20 protein-coding genes and 2 pseudogenes are annotated in these 18245 nt (G+C 59.1%); 12 read left to right on the top strand and 10 right to left on the bottom strand.

What is annotated here, in order from left to right; all coding sequences use genetic code 11:
- The first annotated feature begins 164 nt into the window (after window positions 1–164).
- From G8O24_RS29070 to G8O24_RS29045, 6 genes and pseudogenes are all read left to right on the top strand, one after another.
- On the top strand, window positions 165–1043 hold the full coding sequence (locus G8O24_RS29070) for an alpha/beta fold hydrolase (RefSeq protein ID WP_188105356.1): 879 nt from the start codon (window positions 165–167) through the stop codon (window positions 1041–1043).
- Entirely contained in the window at window positions 1040–1459 is a 420-nt protein-coding gene (locus G8O24_RS29065) for a hotdog fold thioesterase (RefSeq protein ID WP_188105354.1), read from the top strand. The genes G8O24_RS29070 and G8O24_RS29065 overlap by 4 nt, the downstream gene beginning before the upstream one ends.
- A gap of 283 nt (window positions 1460–1742) precedes the next feature.
- Window positions 1743–1886 (top strand): annotated as a pseudogene (locus tag G8O24_RS29060) (ABC transporter substrate-binding protein); the annotation flags it as partial.
- Window positions 1887–1903: 17 nt separating this feature from the next.
- Window positions 1904–2263 (top strand): acyl-CoA dehydrogenase family protein, encoded by a 360-nt coding sequence (locus G8O24_RS29055; RefSeq protein ID WP_311972257.1) that lies wholly within the window; start codon window positions 1904–1906, stop codon window positions 2261–2263.
- 35 nt (window positions 2264–2298) lie between these two features.
- Entirely contained in the window at window positions 2299–3048 is a 750-nt protein-coding gene (locus G8O24_RS29050; RefSeq protein ID WP_188105352.1) for an electron transfer flavoprotein subunit beta/FixA family protein, read from the top strand.
- A complete protein-coding gene (locus G8O24_RS29045) occupies window positions 3048–3983 on the top strand; it encodes an electron transfer flavoprotein subunit alpha/FixB family protein (RefSeq protein ID WP_188105350.1) in 936 nt (311 codons plus the stop codon). Before G8O24_RS29050 ends, G8O24_RS29045 begins: the two co-directional genes overlap by 1 nt.
- Here the strand turns inward: G8O24_RS29045 and G8O24_RS29040 are convergent.
- A complete protein-coding gene (locus G8O24_RS29040; RefSeq protein ID WP_202988781.1) occupies window positions 3975–4805 on the bottom strand; it encodes an IclR family transcriptional regulator domain-containing protein in 831 nt (276 codons plus the stop codon). The genes G8O24_RS29045 and G8O24_RS29040 overlap by 9 nt on opposite strands.
- Before the next feature lie 113 nt (window positions 4806–4918).
- On the opposite strand from G8O24_RS29040, the gene G8O24_RS29035 reads away from it, so the two are divergent.
- The 4 genes and pseudogenes from G8O24_RS29035 to G8O24_RS47010 all read left to right on the top strand — a co-directional run.
- The gene (locus tag G8O24_RS29035; RefSeq protein ID WP_188105348.1) at window positions 4919–6178 is read left to right on the top strand and encodes an aromatic ring-hydroxylating dioxygenase subunit alpha; all 1260 of its coding nucleotides are present in this window, start codon (window positions 4919–4921) and stop codon (window positions 6176–6178) included.
- A gap of 13 nt (window positions 6179–6191) precedes the next feature.
- The gene (locus G8O24_RS29030; RefSeq protein WP_188105346.1) at window positions 6192–6659 is read left to right on the top strand and encodes an aromatic-ring-hydroxylating dioxygenase subunit beta; all 468 of its coding nucleotides are present in this window, start codon (window positions 6192–6194) and stop codon (window positions 6657–6659) included.
- Window positions 6656–7660, top strand: a complete 1005-nt coding sequence (locus tag G8O24_RS29025) for a PdxA family dehydrogenase (protein ID WP_188105344.1) — start codon at window positions 6656–6658, stop codon at window positions 7658–7660. Before G8O24_RS29030 ends, G8O24_RS29025 begins: the two co-directional genes overlap by 4 nt.
- Window positions 7657–7824: pseudogene (locus G8O24_RS47010) on the top strand (2Fe-2S iron-sulfur cluster-binding protein); the annotation flags it as partial. The gene G8O24_RS29025 and the pseudogene G8O24_RS47010, both read left to right, overlap by 4 nt.
- Here the strand turns inward: G8O24_RS47010 and G8O24_RS47005 are convergent.
- Complete coding sequence (locus G8O24_RS47005; protein WP_244646054.1) at window positions 7762–8136, bottom strand: hypothetical protein; 375 nt, start codon at window positions 8134–8136, stop codon at window positions 7762–7764. The pseudogene G8O24_RS47010 and the gene G8O24_RS47005 sit on opposite strands and share 63 nt — an antisense overlap.
- Between G8O24_RS47005 and G8O24_RS47000 the strand changes: the two genes are divergently transcribed.
- Entirely contained in the window at window positions 8095–8667 is a 573-nt protein-coding gene (locus G8O24_RS47000; protein WP_497717860.1) for an NAD(P)H-flavin reductase, read from the top strand. The two genes, G8O24_RS47005 and G8O24_RS47000, sit on opposite strands and share 42 nt — an antisense overlap.
- 216 nt (window positions 8668–8883) lie before the next feature.
- Here the strand turns inward: G8O24_RS47000 and G8O24_RS29015 are convergent, their stop codons facing one another.
- The 8 genes from G8O24_RS29015 to G8O24_RS28980 form a co-directional block, all read right to left on the bottom strand.
- Window positions 8884–10098, bottom strand: coding sequence for an ABC transporter substrate-binding protein (locus tag G8O24_RS29015; protein ID WP_188105408.1), 1215 nt, complete (start codon window positions 10096–10098; stop codon window positions 8884–8886).
- 33 nt (window positions 10099–10131) lie between these two features.
- Window positions 10132–11358 carry a CaiB/BaiF CoA transferase family protein gene (locus G8O24_RS29010; protein ID WP_188105341.1) on the bottom strand — a complete coding sequence of 409 codons (1227 nt, stop codon included), beginning with the start codon at window positions 11356–11358 and terminating at the stop codon, window positions 10132–10134.
- Window positions 11355–12506 (bottom strand): acyl-CoA dehydrogenase family protein, encoded by a 1152-nt coding sequence (locus G8O24_RS29005; RefSeq protein ID WP_188105338.1) that lies wholly within the window; start codon window positions 12504–12506, stop codon window positions 11355–11357. The genes G8O24_RS29010 and G8O24_RS29005 overlap by 4 nt, the downstream gene beginning before the upstream one ends.
- Entirely contained in the window at window positions 12493–13233 is a 741-nt protein-coding gene (locus tag G8O24_RS29000; protein WP_188105336.1) for a FadR/GntR family transcriptional regulator, read from the bottom strand. The genes G8O24_RS29005 and G8O24_RS29000 overlap by 14 nt, the downstream gene beginning before the upstream one ends.
- Before the next feature lie 227 nt (window positions 13234–13460).
- Window positions 13461–13754, bottom strand: coding sequence for a hypothetical protein (locus tag G8O24_RS28995; RefSeq protein ID WP_188105334.1), 294 nt, complete (start codon window positions 13752–13754; stop codon window positions 13461–13463).
- A gap of 25 nt (window positions 13755–13779) precedes the next feature.
- Window positions 13780–14601: a type IV secretion system DNA-binding domain-containing protein gene (locus G8O24_RS45695; protein ID WP_188105332.1), complete on the bottom strand. Its 822-nt coding sequence runs from the start codon at window positions 14599–14601 to the stop codon at window positions 13780–13782.
- Window positions 14602–15112: 511 nt separating this feature from the next.
- Entirely contained in the window at window positions 15113–15442 is a 330-nt protein-coding gene (locus G8O24_RS28985) for a hypothetical protein (RefSeq protein WP_188105331.1), read from the bottom strand.
- Window positions 15443–15549: 107 nt separating this feature from the next.
- Entirely contained in the window at window positions 15550–16323 is a 774-nt protein-coding gene (locus G8O24_RS28980; protein WP_188105329.1) for an IclR family transcriptional regulator, read from the bottom strand.
- Between the two features lie 289 nt (window positions 16324–16612).
- Here G8O24_RS28980 and G8O24_RS28975 point away from each other — a divergent pair, with 289 nt between their 5' ends.
- The gene (locus G8O24_RS28975) at window positions 16613–18235 is read left to right on the top strand and encodes an acyl-CoA carboxylase subunit beta (protein WP_188105406.1); all 1623 of its coding nucleotides are present in this window, start codon (window positions 16613–16615) and stop codon (window positions 18233–18235) included.
- Window positions 18236–18245: the final 10 nt, after the last annotated feature.

Here is an 18245-nt window from a genome sequence, read left to right as displayed (position 1 = left end):
GTCGAAGAGATTGGCGATGAAAGGCGTTGCACAACAATCGAACGCATTTCGAAATCCGAATCCCAGGTCGGCATGGCCAGGACATATGATCGAAGCAGGAAGCGATGCCGCGCTCTCTGTGGATCGTTTAGTCGGGCAACAACTCGGCGGTATCGGGTAGCTACATGACGCCAACGATGCTCACCGGGCACCAGGGCCACCCGATCGCGGCCTCGATCGAAGGGGGTGAGCAGGCCTTCCCGGTCGTCCTGGCGCACGGCGGAGGGCAGACCCGTCGCGCTTGGAAAGCTGTCTCAAAACTGTTGGCGAGTCATGGATTTCGCGCGATCGCGATCGACATGCGCGGGCATGGCGACAGTTCCTGGGCCACGGACGGAGCCTATGATATCCGCGATTTTGCAAGCGACCTTGTGGCCATTGCGCAAGCCAGCGCCCGAAAGCCAGCTCTAATTGGTGCTTCGCTTGGAGGGCTGGCAGGCATTATCGCCGAGGGCGAGCTCAGCCGTGACAGTTTTGCATCGCTCACGCTGGTCGACATCACCCCGCAAATGGAGCCGGAAGGCGTGGCCAGGGTGGTCGGCTTTATGGCCGCGCATGCGCGCGAAGGCTTTGCATCGCCGGAGGAGGCTGCGCACATCATCTCTCAATACTTGCCGCACCGACCAAGCCGAAAGGCTTCGCCGGGGCTTCAGCGGTATCTTCGTCTGGGGGAAAACGGGAGGTACTACTGGCATTGGGATCCCGCATTTATCGAAGGCGTAATGCAGGCTCGAATAACGGACGTCGAACTCATCGATCGTCGGCGTGCGACTTTGAGCGCCGCAGCTTCACAATTGCGCTTGCCGGTGCACCTGATCCGGGGAGGGTCAAGCGATCTGGTCTCGCCCGAGGCCGTGGCGCATTTCAGGAGCCTGGTTCCACACGCCGACTATAGCGACATTGCGGAAGCCACACATATGGTGGTCGGAGACAAGAACGACGCCTTTGGCCAGGCCATCGTTGAATTTCTGGTTCGTACGCACGGGGCTGAGGTGGCCCGGTGAGTTCGGAGCAGACCAAGCCTTACGATCTCGAGCAATTGCGCGAGCGCCTGCAGGTCGCGCCCTTCCATCGCTGGCTGGGCCTCAATCTGGTTACCCTAACCCGGGATGAGCTGATCCTCGAAATGCCTTGGCGTGACGAGATCGTGTCCAATCCCAAGATCGCTTCCGCGCATGGCGGCATTCTTTCTGCATTGATCGACCTGACGGGGCTGTACACAATTCTCGCATTTGGAGGGTCAGCGCGCGCGACCATTGATTTGCACGTGGATTTCCACCGACCTGCAACACCCGGCCCGCTGCGCGCAATTGGTCGACCTGTCAAAATTGGGCGCCAGATGAGCGTTGCCGCAACACGAATCGTCAGTGGCGACGGCGCCCTACTGGCGAGTGGGAGAGGCGCTTATGTTGGCGGCTAGGCTGGCTGCGATGCGCGGCTTTTTGCGTTCGACCAAGATGCCACTCGCTTTGCATCGGAGCCAACAAGCTGATCGCGCGTCAGAAGCTTCGGTGCCACAGCAACTTGCTCTCGGGTGCCTGGGTCGAGATCCCGGCTCCAACGCTCGACTCGCCCAGCGGCTTGACAAACTATGTGCCTGCTGCGTGCCTGGCCTCAGCGACAAGCGGCGAGGCCCGCGGAACGTTATGCGGCGCCGTCGCGTCACAAGAAAAGATACTCATCGAGACTAAAGGGAGATAAAAATGACTGCCGTTACCGACAAACTCGCCGCTGCTTCTATTGCGCTCACCTTGCTCGGTCTCTCGACGTGCACCGCGCTGGCGCAGAAGAGGTATGACACAGGTGCCACGGACACTGAGATCAAAGTCGGCAACATCATGCCCTATAGATAACATATGCGCAGGTGCGCAAGCAATTCGGGGAGCCCTTAGCCAACTTCCAGATGGTGAAGAGTATGATTGCGGACACGCAAAGCGAATTGTACGCGGCCGAATGCATGGTGCTCGACGCGGCGCGGCTTCATGACAATGGACAGGACATCACATTACAGTCGTCCTGTTGCAAGCTGTTTGCCACGGAAATGTGTGGCCGAGCGGTTGACCGAACGGTTCAGATCCACGGCGGGTCGGGCTATGTGGCGGAACATGCGGCGGAGCGTCTTTTTCGCGACGCACGCGTCCTTCGCATCTACGAGGGCGCGTCGGACATTCAGCGTCTTGTTATAGCCCGTGAACTAATGTCCATCGGTGGTGTCAGGAAGTAAACGTTGCAGTTCGGCAACGGGAGGAAGGAGGATCGATGAAGGTTCTTGTGCCGGTAAAGCGGGTCGTCGACTACAACGTCAAGGTCCGCGTCAAGAGTGACGGATCGGGCGTCGAACTCGCCAACGTCAAGATGTCGATGAATCCGTTCGACGAAATCGCCGTCGAGGAGGCCCTGCGCCTGAAAGAGGCCGGCAAGGCAACCGAAGTGGTGGTGGTCTCGATCGGACCGCAGCAGGCCTCCGAAACCATCCGCACGGGCCTGGCCATGGGCGCCGACCGCGGCTTCCTGGTGAAGGCCGACGGCAATGTGGAGCCGCTCGCGGTCGCCAAGATCCTGAAGGCGGTGGTCGATGCGGAGAAGCCGGGGCTTGTCATTCTCGGCAAGCAGGCGATCGACGATGACTCCAACCAGACCGGCCAGATGCTGGCCGCGCTGCTCGGCTGGTCGCAGGCGACCTTCGCCTCCAAGCTCGAGGTCGACGGCTCTGACTTCAAGGTCACGCGCGAAGTCGATGGCGGCTTGCAAACCGTCAAGCTCAAGGGCCCGGCGATCGTCACCACGGACCTGCGCCTCAACGAGCCGCGCTATGCCTCGCTGCCCAACATCATGAAGGCGAAGAAGAAGTCGATCGATGAGAAGGCTGCCGCCGATTACGGCGTCGACCTCACGCCGCATCTCGAAGTTCTCAAGACTACCGAACCGGCGGGCCGCAAGGCAGGCGTCAAGGTAAAGGACGTCGCCGAACTCGTCTCCAAGCTGAAGATCGAAGCCGGGGTTCTCTGATGACTACGCTACTCATTGCCGAACACGAAGCCGGTGTCCTCAAGGACGCCACCAACAAGGCGCTGACCGCGGCCGCCCAGCTCGGCGGCGACGTGCATGTGCTGGTCGCTGGCGGTGCCAGTGCCAAGGGCGCAGCCGATGCCGCCGCCAAGCTCAACGGGGTCAAGAAGGTGCTGCTCGCCGAAGGCGAGGCCTATTCGCATGATCTTGCCGAGCCGCTCGCCGCTCTGATCGTCTCGCTCGCGCCCAACTACGATGCCTTCGTCGCGCCCGCGACCTCGCGCTTCAAGAACGTAATGCCGCGCGTCGCAGCGCTTCTCGACGTCATGCAGGTTTCCGAGATCATCAAGGTGGTCGCGCCCGACACCTTCGAGCGGCCGATCTATGCCGGCAACGCCATCCAGACCGTCAAGTCAAAGGACGCCAAGAAGGTCATTACCGTACGCACCTCGACCTTCGCCGCGGCGGCCGAGGGCGGTAGCGCGCCGGTGGAGAGCGCCGCGGCGGCAGCCGATCCGGGCCTCTCGACCTTTGTCGGCGAGGAAGTCGCCAAGAGCGACCGCCCCGAACTGACCTCGGCCAAGATCATCGTTTCCGGCGGCCGCGCCATGCAGAGCCGCGAGAACTTCACCAAGTATATCGAACCGCTGGCCGACAAGCTCGGCGCCGGCGTTGGCGCCTCGCGCGCCGCGGTGGACGCGGGCTATGCGCCGAACGACTGGCAGGTCGGACAGACCGGCAAGGTGGTGGCGCCGGAGCTTTACATCGCCATCGGCATCTCCGGCGCGATCCAGCATCTCGCCGGCATGAAGGACTCCAAAGTAATCGTCGCGATCAACAAGGACGAGGACGCGCCGATCTTCCAGGTGGCTGATTTCGGTCTGGTAGCGGACCTCTATCAGGCGGTGCCCGAACTGACCGCGAAGTTAGGCTAAATCCACACGGTCGTCGCGATTCGTGATCAATGACGCCGTTAAGCGCCCGAGGCCCGCGGCGTTTGCCTTCAGGACGAGGAGAAAGGAATTGATCATTTGCACTGTTGAGACGCGGGCGGTGGAGGTACTTGCGCTCATGGCGGCTACAACGTTACCGCGCTCGTCCACAACCGGAACGGCAATTGATCGCAGGCCCATCTCCAACTCCTGATCGATTGTCGCGTAACCCAATTTCTGGACATTCTTCACGACCTCACGCAGAGCGGCCTTCTTGACGATCGAATGTCGCGTGCGCACGTCGGGCTTGATCCGGTCGAAATAGGCCGCAAGACGTTCATCATCCCAGGCCGACAGCAGTACGCGCCCGGTTGCCGAACAATAGAGATCGATCCTCGTGCCGAGTGATATACCTGTCGTGACCAGCCGCTCGGCTTCTGATCGTGCGACGAATAGTCCCTTATCTCCACTCAGCACGGCCAGCGAAACTGACTCGTGCAACTCGTCTCGGGCAGCCTTGAGAAAAGGCTGCGCCAATTGCGGCAATGACCGTGGACCCGAATAAGCTGAACTGAGTGCCAGCAACCGCGGCTGCGGCCGAAAGTACTTTCCGTCGAAGTCGAGATAGCCGAGTTCAGTCAGAGTCAGGAGGCAACGGCGCGCCGACGCACGCGTGGTGCCCGACGCCGACGCAGCATCCGATACGGTCATGCGTGTGCGATGCGGCGAGAAAGCCTCAATGATAGCGAGTCCCTTCGCGAGCCCTCCCATGCCCTCCGGCAAACGTTGATCCCGCGTTGAGGAAGACGACGCACCGTCCGTCATATTGACAACCCGGTTATTGAGAGCAATTCTTTAACTTGAACGCTTGTTCGATATTCGAACAAACTGAACTCATCGTCAAGAACTATTGCCTTCCATACAAGGGGGGAGGTCTCATGCTCGATCAAGTCGCGCGCACCGCCATTGAAGCGGGCTTCCCAGCCTGGCCTACGGACGGCGTGACCCGTGTGCCGTATTGGGTCTTCCAGGATCGCGCGATCTACGCAGCCGAGCAGAAGCGAATCTTTCAAGGCCCTTCATGGAATTTCCTTTGCCTCGCGGTCGAGGTGAAAAATACCGGCGATTTCATCACGACCTTTATCGGAGATACTCCGGTGATCGTGGCCCGTGATTCCGATGGCGAACTTTACGCTTTTGAAAATCGCTGCGCGCACCGCGGCGCGCTGATCGCGCTCGAAGAGCGCGGCAACACGAAGGCTTTTACCTGCGTCTATCACGCCTGGAGTTATGACCGGCAGGGCAACCTCAAGGAGGTCGCATTCAAGGATGGCATCAAGGGCAAAGGCGGCATGTCACCGTCTTTCTGCATGGAGCATCACAACCCGCGCAAGCTGCGGCTCGCCGAAGCTTTCGGCCTAGTGTTCGGCAGCTTCTCGAATGACGTACCGCCGCTTGAGGAGCATCTCGGTGAGGAGATCCATTCACGAATCGGCCGCGTACTGGGAGGCCGCACGCCCGCGGTGCTCGGCCGCTACACCCAGTCGCTGCCCAACAACTGGAAACTTTATGTGGAGAACGTGAAGGACTCCTACCACGCGAGCATCCTTCATCTGTTCTTCACCACCTTCGAATTGAACCGCCTCTCGCAAACGGGCGGTATTATCGTCGACCCCACCGGTGGACATCACGTCAGTTTTTCCGCCGTGAATGCAACGGCAGAACAAGACAACGAATATGCCGAGCAGAATATCCGCTCAGACAGCGAATTCAGTCTCGCCGACCCCTCGCTGCTGCAGAGTTTCAAGGAATTCCCCGACAACGTGACGCTGCAAATCCTGTCGGTATTTCCGACCTTCGTGCTGCAGCAGATCCAGAATGCCATCGCGGTGCGCCAGATCGTGCCGCGCGGAGTCAACCGCACCGATTTGCACTGGACCCTTTTGGGATTTGCCGAGGACACACCCGAGCAGCGCTTGACGAGGCTTAAGCAGGCAAACCTCGTCGGGCCGGCAGGCTACATCTCAATGGAAGACGGCTGTGTCGGCGGCTTCGTCCAGCGCGGTATTGCCGGTGCCGATGGCGAGAAAGCCGTAATCGAGATGGGTGGAGCGAGCACCGACAGCAGCGAAAGCCGCGTGACCGAGGCTTCCGTTCGCGGCTTCTGGAAAGCCTATCGCAATCAGATGAGCTTATAAGGAAAGCGCCGCCGTGACCGATATCGTTGCATTGATCGCCCGTGCCCAAAACGCCTATGTCCGCTGCATCGACAACGGTCAGATTGAAGCATGGCCGGACTTTTTCGAAGACAATTGCCTCTACAAGATCACCACCGCTGACAATCACAGCCGTGGGCTTGAAGCCGGAGTCATTTTCGCCAACTCCAAAGGCATGCTCCGCGACCGCATCGCCTCGCTGCGGGAAGCCAACATCTACGAGCGTCACGCCTATCGCCATTTCCTCGGCCAACCCTGGATCGTATCCGAGCAAACGGACGAGGTGCGCTGCGAGACCTCATTCTTCGTTGTCCGTATCATGCGCGACGGAACGACGGATGTTTATGCGACAGGACAGTATCTCGATGCATACACAATGGGAGAGCGTGACCTTAAGCTTCACGAGCGCATCGTCGTCTGCGACAGCTCACGCTTCGATACCCTGCTGGCGCTGCCACTATGAAGCATGGCGCAAAAACGATCGCATTGACGATCGGCGATCCCAATGGAATCGGCCCGGAAATCGCGGTCAAGGCGGCGGTCGCTATGCGCAACAGCGAAGACTTGCGCGTGATCCTGATCGGAGACGAACATATCATCCGTCACTATGGCGGCCTTTGTGCACCCGATGTCCTATTCCAAAGCTTCACCGGCCAGCCCTCCAGCGATGGAAGCATTCTGCTGCATCCGGTTGCTGCACTCCCTTCCAACCGCTTCCGCCCCGGACAGGTTGACGCCGATGCGGGCCGCGCAACCGTTGCCTATGTTGACGCAGCGATTGGCCTAATTCGCAGCGGACAAGCGCATGCCATCGTCGGTTGTCCGCACAGCGAGACCGCCGTTAACGCTGCCGGCATTCCTTTTTCGGGGTATCCCGGCCTGATCGCACGCCTCACCCATACGCCTGAAGAGAGGGTGTTCATGATGCTGATTGGCGGCGGCCTGCGCATCCTGCATGCCACGCTGCACGAACGCATCCATCACGCATTGGCGCGCCTGACACCTGAATTGATCGAGCAAGCCGGGCTGGCCTGTGCCACTACGTTGCGACAGCTTGGTGTAGCGAATCCACGGATCGGCATCTTCGGTATCAATCCGCACGCCGGAGAGAACGGCCTGTTCGGCGACGATGACGATCGGATCACGACTCCAGCCGTGCAAAGATTGCGCGCCGCAGGCTTATCGGTCGAAGGCCCGATCGGCGCCGACATCATCCTCGGGCGCAAGGATATCGACGGGTTCGTCGCGATCTATCACGATCAAGGACATATTCCGGTGAAGCTTCTGGCCGGCCGCGAGGCATCGGCACTCTCGGTCGGTGCCGGCGTCCTGTTTTCCAGTGTCGGCCACGGTAGTGCGTTCGATATCGCCGGCCAGAACAAGGCGGATCCCGCGGCGGTCCTGCGGACGCTGCGCCTGATCGGCAACGTCCCTGCACAACCAGCAGCGGCGAGCGCGGCATGACATTCACGATCCGTGTTGCCGAGAGCAACGTCACGTTTCCTTGTGAGCCGCGCGAATTCATACTCGATGCTGCAGAGCGGGCTGGTTACGCCATGCCGTCGTCATGCCGCAAGGGCGCTTGCAACACCTGCGAAGCGAGGCTGATCGACGGTGAAGTCGAACAACGTGGCCGTGGACGGCGGACCGTCGCTGACGGTACCGCGTTGATGTGCCGCGCCCAGCCACGCGCCGACCTGACCATTGGCCCGAAGCGCTTCGAGCGCATCGATATCTTCCGGCGCAAGACCATCACGGCGCGGGTTTATCGGCTGGTCCAGCCGGCACCTGGTGTCACGATCCTGCACTTGCGCTTTCCGATCGGCCTCCGTGCGCCATTCAAGGCCGGCCAGTATCTGCAGGTCCTGATGACGGATGGAGATCGCCGCAATTTTTCGATGGCCAATCCGACGCGCGACAACGACGTTGCCGAACTGCATATCCGTCACGTGGCGGGGGGAAAATTCTCGACCGGAACGCTGGCGAAGCTGTCACCTGGCGATCCCGTGCAAATTGAAGCGCCGTATGGTGACTTCCACCTGCGCCCGACGGAACGGCCTGTGATCTTGCTGGCGAGCGGCACCGGATTTGCTCCCATCAAGTCGATGATCCAGACCGCGATCATCGCCGGCGATCGCCGCCCCGTGCATCTCTACTGGGGGGCGCGCAAGCGCGAAGATATCTATCTCTCCGATCTACCGACGCGATGGGTCCAACGCTTGCCCTGGTTCTCTTTCACGCCTGTGTTGTCTGAACCACCGTCATCATGGAGGGGACGGACCGGTCTCGTTCACGATGCCGTTCTCGAAGACTACAACAGTCTCGGACCCTTTGATGTCTACGCCTGCGGCAATCCCCTGATGGTATCCGCCGCGCAACATGAATTCACGTCGCATCACGATCTGCCGGAAGCGCAATTCTTTGCAGATGCCTTTGTCGAGGCGAGCGTGACCGCCGAGATCGACGCTTAGCAAATCAAGGCGCGACGGAAGGACTATCGTGAGGGCGTCCACACTCGCGGTGACTGCTCCTGCGTTGATGACGTGAATGCCTGCGACGCTCTCTCGGAGCGGAGAATGTCGGGAGTTAGCTGCCGCATGCTATCAAGATTGTCAGCTCAACCCAGCGGGCGACATACAAGGCGCCCGCCGCAGATCGTCGTGAGATAACGCCATGAACAAAGTCGACTAGTGGCCTTTAACCAGCGGACAAGCGCTTTCAGACAGCGGCCGAAATGCTTCATTACCCGGGATGGTGGCGACAACCTTTACAAGATCCCACTCACCTTTCGATTCTGCTGGTGTCTTCGTCTCCATCAAATACATGTCGCGAATGACGCGACCGTCATCGCGGATATGGCCGTTCTTCGTCATGAAGTCGTTGATAGGCAGTGACTTCATTTCTGCCATCACGGCCTTTGCTTCGTCGGTTCCCGCCGCCTTGATTGCCTTGAGATAGTGCGTGACCGCGCTGTACATTCCCGCTTGCACCTCGGTGGGCGGCTGGCCGTACTCTTTCCAAAAGCGCTTGGAAAAAGCGCGGGTTTCGTCGTTCTGATTCCAGTTGAAGGCCTCTACGAACTGCAACCCCTGCGCTGACTTCAGCCCAAGCGCATGGATTTCGGTGTCCTGCATCAGAAGGCCAACCATCTTCTGACCATGCAGACCGATACCGAATTCAGCGGCCTGCTTGATGGCATTGACGGTATCTGCGCCGGCATTGGCGACGCCGATGACCTGCGCCTTCGATGCCTGGGCTTGCAGCAGGAAGGAGCTAAAATCAGCGGTGCCCGTTGGGTGTCTGACCGACCCGAGAACGGTGCCACCAAGCGATTTCACAAATGTCGTCGCGTTTGCCTCAAGTGAGTGTCCGAATGCATAATCCGCCGTGATGAAATACCAATTCTTTCCACCGGCACCGACGACCGCCTTCACCGCTCCTTTTGCCAAGGAATAGGTGTCGTAGACCCAGTGCGCGCTGTTCGGCGAGCAGGATTTCCCGGTGAGTTCGGACGTCGCGGCCACGGTAGCCACCGTAATTCTGTTTTTATCGCGTGCCAGCCCCTGAACGGCTAACGCGACCGATGAATTGCCGAGCCCGAAGATTGCATCGACTTTGCCGACGTCGAACCATTCGCGCGCGATCGCCATGCCAACGTCGGTCTTGTTCTGAAGATCTCCCGAAACGAGCTTGATCGGGACGCCCAACACGTTGCCGCCAAAATCCTTGATCGCCATCTTTGCTGCAAGGACGTCCCCCGCACCCGAATTCTCGGCATAGGGGCCACTCATGTCATCAAGCACGCCGATTTTGACCGTATTGTCGGACATCTCAGCCGCGACCGAGGGACCCGCGATACCAAGCGCGACCGCCACGACCACGATACGACTCAATTGAACCATTGCTTTCATGTTCCTCTCCCGATGCGTAGCTTGTTAGTTTGATCGTTTGACGATCTTTCGTGCCAGAAGATCCTCGATTTGCTCGCGGCCGAAACCAGCCTCTTCCAGAATCTCGACCGAATTCTCACCATGCCGTGGCGCATGTCGCGGAGGGCGAGGCTGTGATTCCGACCACTCGGTCGGCACCGCGATATCTTTGATCCGACCTTCGCTCGGATGGTCCACCGATCGGAAGTAACCGATTGCATTGAGATGCTCGTCGTCCAAGATGTCCTCAAGTGAATTCATGCGCGCCGCCGGAATATCAGCTTCGGTGAAGACCGCCAGCCAGTCATCCGTGGTTCTGGTGGCCAGCACGTCGGCCAGATAGCCGTACACCTCGTCGATGTGCTTCAGGCGGTTCGCTTGAGACGAGAACCTGGCGTCGTTCGTGAAAACGTCTGGCTTTCCGATCAATTCGAAGAAGGCTTTCCAGTGCTTATCCGAATAAACCAGCGTGCAGATGTAACCGTCCTGCGTCCGGTGCGGCCTGCGATTCCAGGCGAGGCTGCGCTGGTAACCCACCTCACCGATCGGCGGTTCGAACAGCGCGCCGGCGAGGTGTTCACCGAGAATGATCGATGCAAGCCCCTCGAACATCGGGACGTCGATGCGTTGACCCACACCCGTCATGTTCCTGTGGTTCAATGCAGCGACCGTCGCAAGCGCGACCTGCAGGCCGACGATCCGATCCGCCAGGATCACCGGTGCGTAGCGAGGCTCCGTGGCACCACCTTTCAGCCCAAGCCAGGACAGGCCGGACATCCCCTGAATAAGGTCGTCATAGGCAGGGCGTGCGGCATAAGGACCGCGCTGGCTGAAGCCGAAGGCTCCCACATAGATGATCTTCGGATTCACGTACCTGACGTCGTCATACGACAAACCGAGGCGGGCCATTGCCTGCGGCCGAATATTGTAAAGTAGGACATCCGACGTCTTGATCAACTCGAGGAGGACATTGCGTCCCTCCTCGGCTTTCAGATCGACCGCAATCGATCGTTTGCTCCGGTTGGTCGTCATATAAAGATGGCCCATGCCGGGGTTCCGCATGGGCCCCGACAGTCGCATGACGTCTCCATCAAGGGATTCGACCTTGATGACATCGGCTCCGTAGTCGCCCAGCAACTGGCAAGCGTACGGCCCCATGACAACGGTCGTGAGATCGAGAACGCGCGTTCCCGACAACGGGCCACTCGCGACCGCGGTCCCGTCCGAACTCATGCTGCGGGCTGCTTCAGCATTTCGCGCGCGACGACAAGCTGCTGTATCTGGCTGGTGCCCTCGTAGATGCGGAACAGCCGAGCGTCCCGGTAAAGACGTTCGATTGCATATTCCTTGATATACCCATAGCCACCATGAACCTGCAGCACCCGATCAGCGATGCGGCCGAGGGCCTCCGTGGTGAAGTATTTGCAGCAAGCAGTGTCCTTCGTGACGTCGCGCCCCTCGTCCTTCATACGCGCGACGTTTTCGATCATGGAGCGAGATGCCAAGGCTTCCGCTTCGCAGTCCGCCAGCATTCCCTGGATCAGTTGAAACTGTGCAATCGGCTTGCCGAATTGAACGCGCTCTGACGCATACCGAACGCCTTCGTCGATCAGACGACGGCTCAGCCCGGTTGCAACGGCTGACATGTGAAGGCGCGCATGATCGAGCGAGCGCATCGCAGTCTTGAACCCAATCCCCTCCCGACCGCCGAGCAACGCACTTGCGGGCACACGACAGTCTTCAAAGATGACGTCGGCCGTATGCGAACCTCGAAATCCCATTTTCTTATAATGCGGCGCTACGGTAATTCCGGGCGTGCCGCGCTCGACGAGAAACGCTGATATTCCGGCGGTCTTCGCATCTTTCGGCCCCGTCCGCGCAAAGACTGTAAAAATCCCGGCATGCGGCGAGTTGGTGGTGAACCGCTTGGTCCCGTTGATCGCATAGTGATCGCCATCGCGAACCGCTTTCGTCGTGATCGCCGCTGCGTCGGACCCCGCACCGGGCTCTGTCAGGCAAAATGACGCGACCAGATCGCCCTTCGCAATTCGCGGCAAATAAGCCTGACGCTGCTCTTCGGTGCCGTCAATCAACATTCCCAGCGTGCCGACACCGTTGCTCGTTCCGAAATAGGAGCGGAACACGGGCGACGCATAGCCGATTTCCATGACGACGCTGACTTCGTCGAACATGGAAAGACCGAGCCCGCCATACTGTTCGGGAATCGTCATCCCGAAATAGCCGAGCTCTTTCATCTTCTTGACGAGGGGCGCCGGAATGTCGTCGTGCTCTTCCACCCACTCCTCGGCGGGCAGCAGATCCTGACGCACAAAACGCCGCGTCTCATCTATCATCGCGCGCAGAACATCACTGGTTGCCATTTTTCGTTCCTGCAGTTTCTAGCTTGTTGCTTGCCGCCCGGATGTAGTGGAGATGCAGTATCTTCAGATGCCTCTCCATTTCCTGGGTAGCACCTCGAATATCGCGATCTCTGAGATGCCTGAGGAAACGTCGGCGCGACTGAATGACGTCGACACCCATCACCGATCCGACAGCCTTGATGAAATCGAGAAGTATGCTCATCAGTGATTTCGTCATCATGATGAGAATCGGATTCCCCGTCAGATCGGAAAGCAGGGTGTGGAATTCGACGTTGAGTTGAGTTTTTTTCGCCAAATTGCCGGCAATGGTCTCTCGCTCCGCGGCATCCACATTGGCCTCGAGCGAGGTCAGATCGAGATCGTCAAAGCGATCTCCCACCACTGCGATCACCGCGGCTTCAATCGCCAGGCGGGCTTCCGTCAATTGCTCAAGGGAAATGCCGCCGACCTCGAACATGCCCCGCATGATCTTTGTGAACGGCAGAGGGTTGTCCTTGGCAACGAATGCTCCCCCCGAAGCGCCTTTCTTGAATTCCAACTGACCGATCGTTTCGAGCGAGCGCAGAGCTTCCCGCACGGCATGGCGACTGACGGCAAACGTTGACGCCAGTTTCCGCTCATTCGGGAGCTTGTCCCCCGCCTTCAATTGTCCGGAACGGATTTGATCTCCGATTTGGCGGGAAATTTCTTCAAATAGCCGCGACGGCTTCACCGGATGAAAGGTCATTTCGGACGAATACTATAATGGTTTGACCATTTCAAGTTTATATACTCTTAGGTATAAAAATACCTTTTAGTCAGCTGGAACCTGCATAGCCGAAGTAGTTCTCGACGTGTGTCAAAGCCAAGGCGCACTTGATTCTTCACCCAGCATTACCCTCAGATACGCCGCGCTCTCCCTCAAAGTGCGTTCGTGCGTCAGCCTTGCCGGATCCAAAATTGTTCATCTTGCCCTCAATTGCTGGAATGATGTGCAAGAATGCCAGCAGGTCTCAGGTCAGCGGCAGAATTATAGCGAAATATCAATAACATATGAGTTCGTAGTTTCATTCTGAATGGCGCGCCATTTGCGTACAAAACCACGAACATTTCCGTTCTCGTTCTGTCTGCCGGCAATGGCGGCCTGAAGAATGTCCTTGCTGCCGATGATCCGGATGGCTTGATCATCAACACCTCGACCGCGTCGATGATCGAGCGGATATAGCCTTTGCGGGTGTTGGTGTCGCCCGCATCCAGCTTCGCGTTCATCAGTCGCGCGAAGGCGTCGATCTTCTCAGCATTGAACGGCGCATCCGCCGAGCAGGGTACCGCTGCCGGATTCCCAGATGCTTTCGTCGGTGCGGGGCGCGAGCAATGCGCCGAACGCTTCGGCGTCGTTCTTGGTCAGCGCGTCGCGCCCGACCGCCCAGGCATAGCCGCCTGGCCGGTGGCCGTGCAGCACCGCGAAGGCGGCATCAGGTAGCGGGAGCCCGCTCAGAATCTCGCCCGTGGTGTCATGGATGAGGACGCGAACATTGCGGTTGGGCCAGCGGTACATCGCGGCAAAGATTTCCTGCAACAGATGCAAGATGATGCGGGTCTTCGCCGGTCCCGGTGCACCGAGCAGCAGTACCCCGCGAATCTCCCGCAGTCGTGACAGGATCACCCCGGGCGCGAGCGCGATTCCGAGGCCTTGCCCGCGATCCTCTTGGGCCATAAACGCCGAAGCACTCCGCTTTGCCATACTGCCTTGCTGGAGTTCGAGTCCTTCGTAGTGCTTGCGCGTACCCACGATTGCAGCCTCGCGCATCATGATGCGCGAGGCCGCGAACCAGGCCAGCAGGCAGCCGCCGATTCGGATGTAGAACTCGAACACCATGCCGGTCGCGATCGGAATCCGCCAGGCGGTGGTGAAAGCTGCGAGCACGTGGGTGTAGCCCGGAATGACCGTGGGCCATTCGGCGAGCACGCCGGAGTACGACCCACTCAAGGCCTCCCACACCAGGGGACCCGATCCGATCCAGGGCGCATCAGCGTACCAGCCGACCGGGGGAACGACCCAAAACCCCACCCACACCGCCATCACCAGCATGACCATGCCGACGGGGAAGCGCACGCGCTGGTCGCTTTCAGATCGCGCTTTTCGTAGCTCGCGAGTTTCATTTCAGTGCTCCTGGTAGAGTTGGCCGCGATGCCGCCAGACGACGAGCGTCGTCTATTCGAGACGTCGGCGGGCACCCCGCAAGGGGGGATTATCTCGCCGGTGATCGCGAACATGGCGTTGGATGGGCTTGAGGCAGCAGTTTTTGCAAGCGTGGGGTCGTCGAAACTCGCGCGCAGCAACGGCTGACCGCGCGGAAGTCTGCCCGCTTTCGCGTCAGGCGATGTTTCAGCCCGTATCCCGTCCATTACAGCCGGGCGTTCACTTTTTTCGCATTCCTTTACCTACAGCGCCAACAGCGTTCCTTGCAGTTCGCTTGCCGTTGCCGGCGGCCCTATGGGCTTACCCTGTTCCGCATGAATCTCCGAGCGGGGCGGACCCTTCCTCTTCGCCGGCGGCTGATCGTCCATGGTGGCCCAGTTTTCAAAGACCACTCCTCACCGCGTACCGTTTTGGTTCAAGCCTGTCAGCACGTTTGGCTTGTTCGGCCATCCGGTTCGACCAGCCGCGCTCTCGGAACAGCTATGTCCATTTTGCCGAAGGTCGCCGTCAGTGTTCGGCGCCGGCTTCCGTGGCGATGGTCAGCAACTCCATTCGCTTGATCGGCATCCTTCAGCCGGCCATAGCGGGGGCGCGCCAGCGCGAGTTCAAGTTCTTCGTTGATAAGCCCTTCGATCAGCCCACGAGCCTGGGCGCGGATGCTGGTTTCGATCGGGCCAAACCAGTTGTCGAAAAGCTCGCCCGTGACCGCTGCGGCGGGCTGAATGTCCTCGCTTGTCGTGATATCGATTCTCATGGCGTAGTCTCCTTTGCCGGACGCTTCCTTCGTCAGGCGATTCGAGGTTTCTCACCTCGGAGACTATGCCAACCCCAAGTCCAACCAACTCCGCGACGGCACCCTCCTCAAGAACTAGCTTTCGTCGTTTTCAGTAGATTGATCAGCTCGGCGCCAAGTTCTTTCTGTTTGACGTTGGTCAGTTGCTGACTGAGCCCAATGGCCGTCACGACGCGATGCGATTGGCCAGAGTTATTGAGGATCGGAACCGACAGGGCGGTGAGACCCTCGGTGATACTATTAGGCTCAACGACGTATCCCTGGGTTTTGGCATTGGCGACGGCTCTGATCCATGCTTCGAGATCGCTCTTCTTCGCCTTCGGATTGAATTGGTTGAATAATTCCTCAAGCTCTCCGCGACTGAGATTTTCGTGGCTCAGCACGACCCGTCCCATGCTTCCACGTATGATCGGGACACGCTGACCGATAGTAACGTTGATATGGAATGCGCGATCGGGCACGACGTAGTCGATGACGATCATCATGTCACGCCGTACCCGCTCGCTCAACATGATGGTGGTGTTGAATCGGGCGGCGATGTCGAGCAGCGTGGGCCTCGCGAGCTGAAAATGGCGGTCGTCCTTTCGGGTCTTGTGCAACAACTCCAATAGCGATGGTACTCCAAGGCCATAGACTTTGGCCTCTCGGTCGAAGGTGACGAGTCCTTCGACTTCAAGCGTCTTGAGAATCGAATAACAGGTGCTCGGATAGCGTTCGACGCCTTCCGAGATTCTGTTCACGCCAAGAGGAGTCGTTGAATTTGCCAGATAGCGCAGAATTTCAATAGCCGCCTGCACCGCGCCGACCGGCTTGACGGAACTTTTTGATCGTGTTCGTGCCATTCAAATCTCCATATTCGTTATACAGAATACAAAATCTATATACAGAATTCAAGTTGACGAGTAACGCATCGAGTGATTAGTTTCGACGTAGAGGCGCCGCCGCATGTCAGGAGAGTAAGCTTCAGTCGGACCATTCAGATCTCGACCGGGACTGCTGGTGCCGCGGATCCTCTCAACCCGCTCCAATCACGGACTCAAAGGCGGCGGCTACAGTCGGATCCTGTCGAAGCCGTTTCCCGATTCATTCGATCCGGATGTGAACTACTATCTTACGATTCTGAGGAAAAATATGGGACTGTTCCAGAGCAGGATCGACGAAACCTCTTCGGATTTCGCGAAAAATCGGCGAGAGATGGAGGTGCTGGTCGCCGAACTGCATGCTCTGAAGGAGCGTGCCGTCACGGCTTCGAACAAGCGCAGGCCGAATTTTGAAAAGCGTGGTCAGTTGACGCCGCGTGAGCGCCTGGGCCATCTGCTCGATCCTGGTATGCCCTGGCTTGAACTGTTCGGCCTCGCCAACTACCTGGTTGATGATCCCAACCCCGAACATTCCATACCGGGAGCCTCGGTGATCGCTGGCATCGGCTTTGTCAACGGCATCTGTGTTATGGTGTTCGTCTTCGACAGCGGGATCAACGCCGGAGCTTCGACGCCACGAACTGGTGAGAAATTCCGCAACTGTCTCGATATCGCGCTTCGCTTCAAATTACCATTCATCCAATTGGTGGAGAGTGCCGGCGCTAATCTGATGCGGTATTCAGTCGAGGGTTGGGCGCATGGCGGCGGCGTCTTCCGTCGGCTGGCCAATCGATCGGCGGCCGGCTTGCCGACGATTACGGTGTTGCACGGGCCATCGACGGCCGGCGGCGCTTACTATCCCGGACTCAGCGATTACGTCGTCGCTGTACGGAATATGGGGCGGGCGTCGCTGGGCGGAGCGGCGCTCGTGAAGGCCGCGACCGGCGAGGACGCCGACCCAGAGGAACTCGCGGGCGCCAAAATGCACGCCACCGTTTCGGGGCTGGTCGAGTATCTCGCCAGCGACGACGGAGAGGCGATCGAGCTGGCTCGCGATATCGTGGCTCGGCTCGATTGGAATCGTCGTTGTGACCTTAAGCCGTTGCAAAGCTATGACCCGCCGATCTATCCGGCCGATCAACTAGCGGGCGTGGTGCCGGTCGACTATCGCATCGCTTACGACGTGCGCGAGGTGGCAGCGCGGATCGCGGACGGATCGGTACTTGAGGATTTCAAGCCGGGCTACGGCCCCTCACTTGTTTGCCTGCATGGCGCGGTGATGGGGCAGTCTGTCGGGATCGTCGGCAACAACGGACCGATCGATACCAATGGAGCCGCCAAGGCGGCGCAGTTTATTCAGCTTTGCGATCAGGCGGACCTGCCTCTGGTGTTTCTGCACAACGTCACCGGCTACATGGTCGGGACCAGCTATGAGCAGGCCGGCATGATCAAGCACGGCGCGAAAATGATTCAGGCTGTCGCCAATGTGCGCGTGCCGAAGATCTCCTTTTATATCGGCGCGACGTTTGGCGCCGGCAACTACGGCATGGCGGGATACGCCTATCAGCCGGACTTCCTGTTCGCGTGGCCGAACTCAAAGTCGGGCGTGATGGGTGGCGAGCAAGCCGCGATCACGATGGAGCAGGTGGCTCGCGGCTCGGCTGCAAGCAAGAGAATCGACGTGGATGAGAATAAGCTCGCGCGCCAGCGCGCCGAACTCATCGCGCATTTCGATCGTCAGTCGCACGCTTTCTATACCTCCGGCCGCCTGCTCGATAACGGTGTGATCGATCCGAGGGACACGCGGAACGTACTCGGATTCTGTCTGCAAACATGCCGTGAAGCGAAGGCGCGCGACGTCCAGCCGAATAGTTTCGGCGTCGGTCGGATGTAGGATCGTGACA

The sequence above is a fragment of the Bradyrhizobium campsiandrae genome, assembly GCF_014529705.1.
Classification (GTDB): Bacteria; Pseudomonadota; Alphaproteobacteria; order Rhizobiales; family Xanthobacteraceae; genus Bradyrhizobium; species Bradyrhizobium campsiandrae.
Note: the sequence above shows the minus strand (reverse complement) of the source record. Positions and strands in the feature narration are given on the sequence as shown.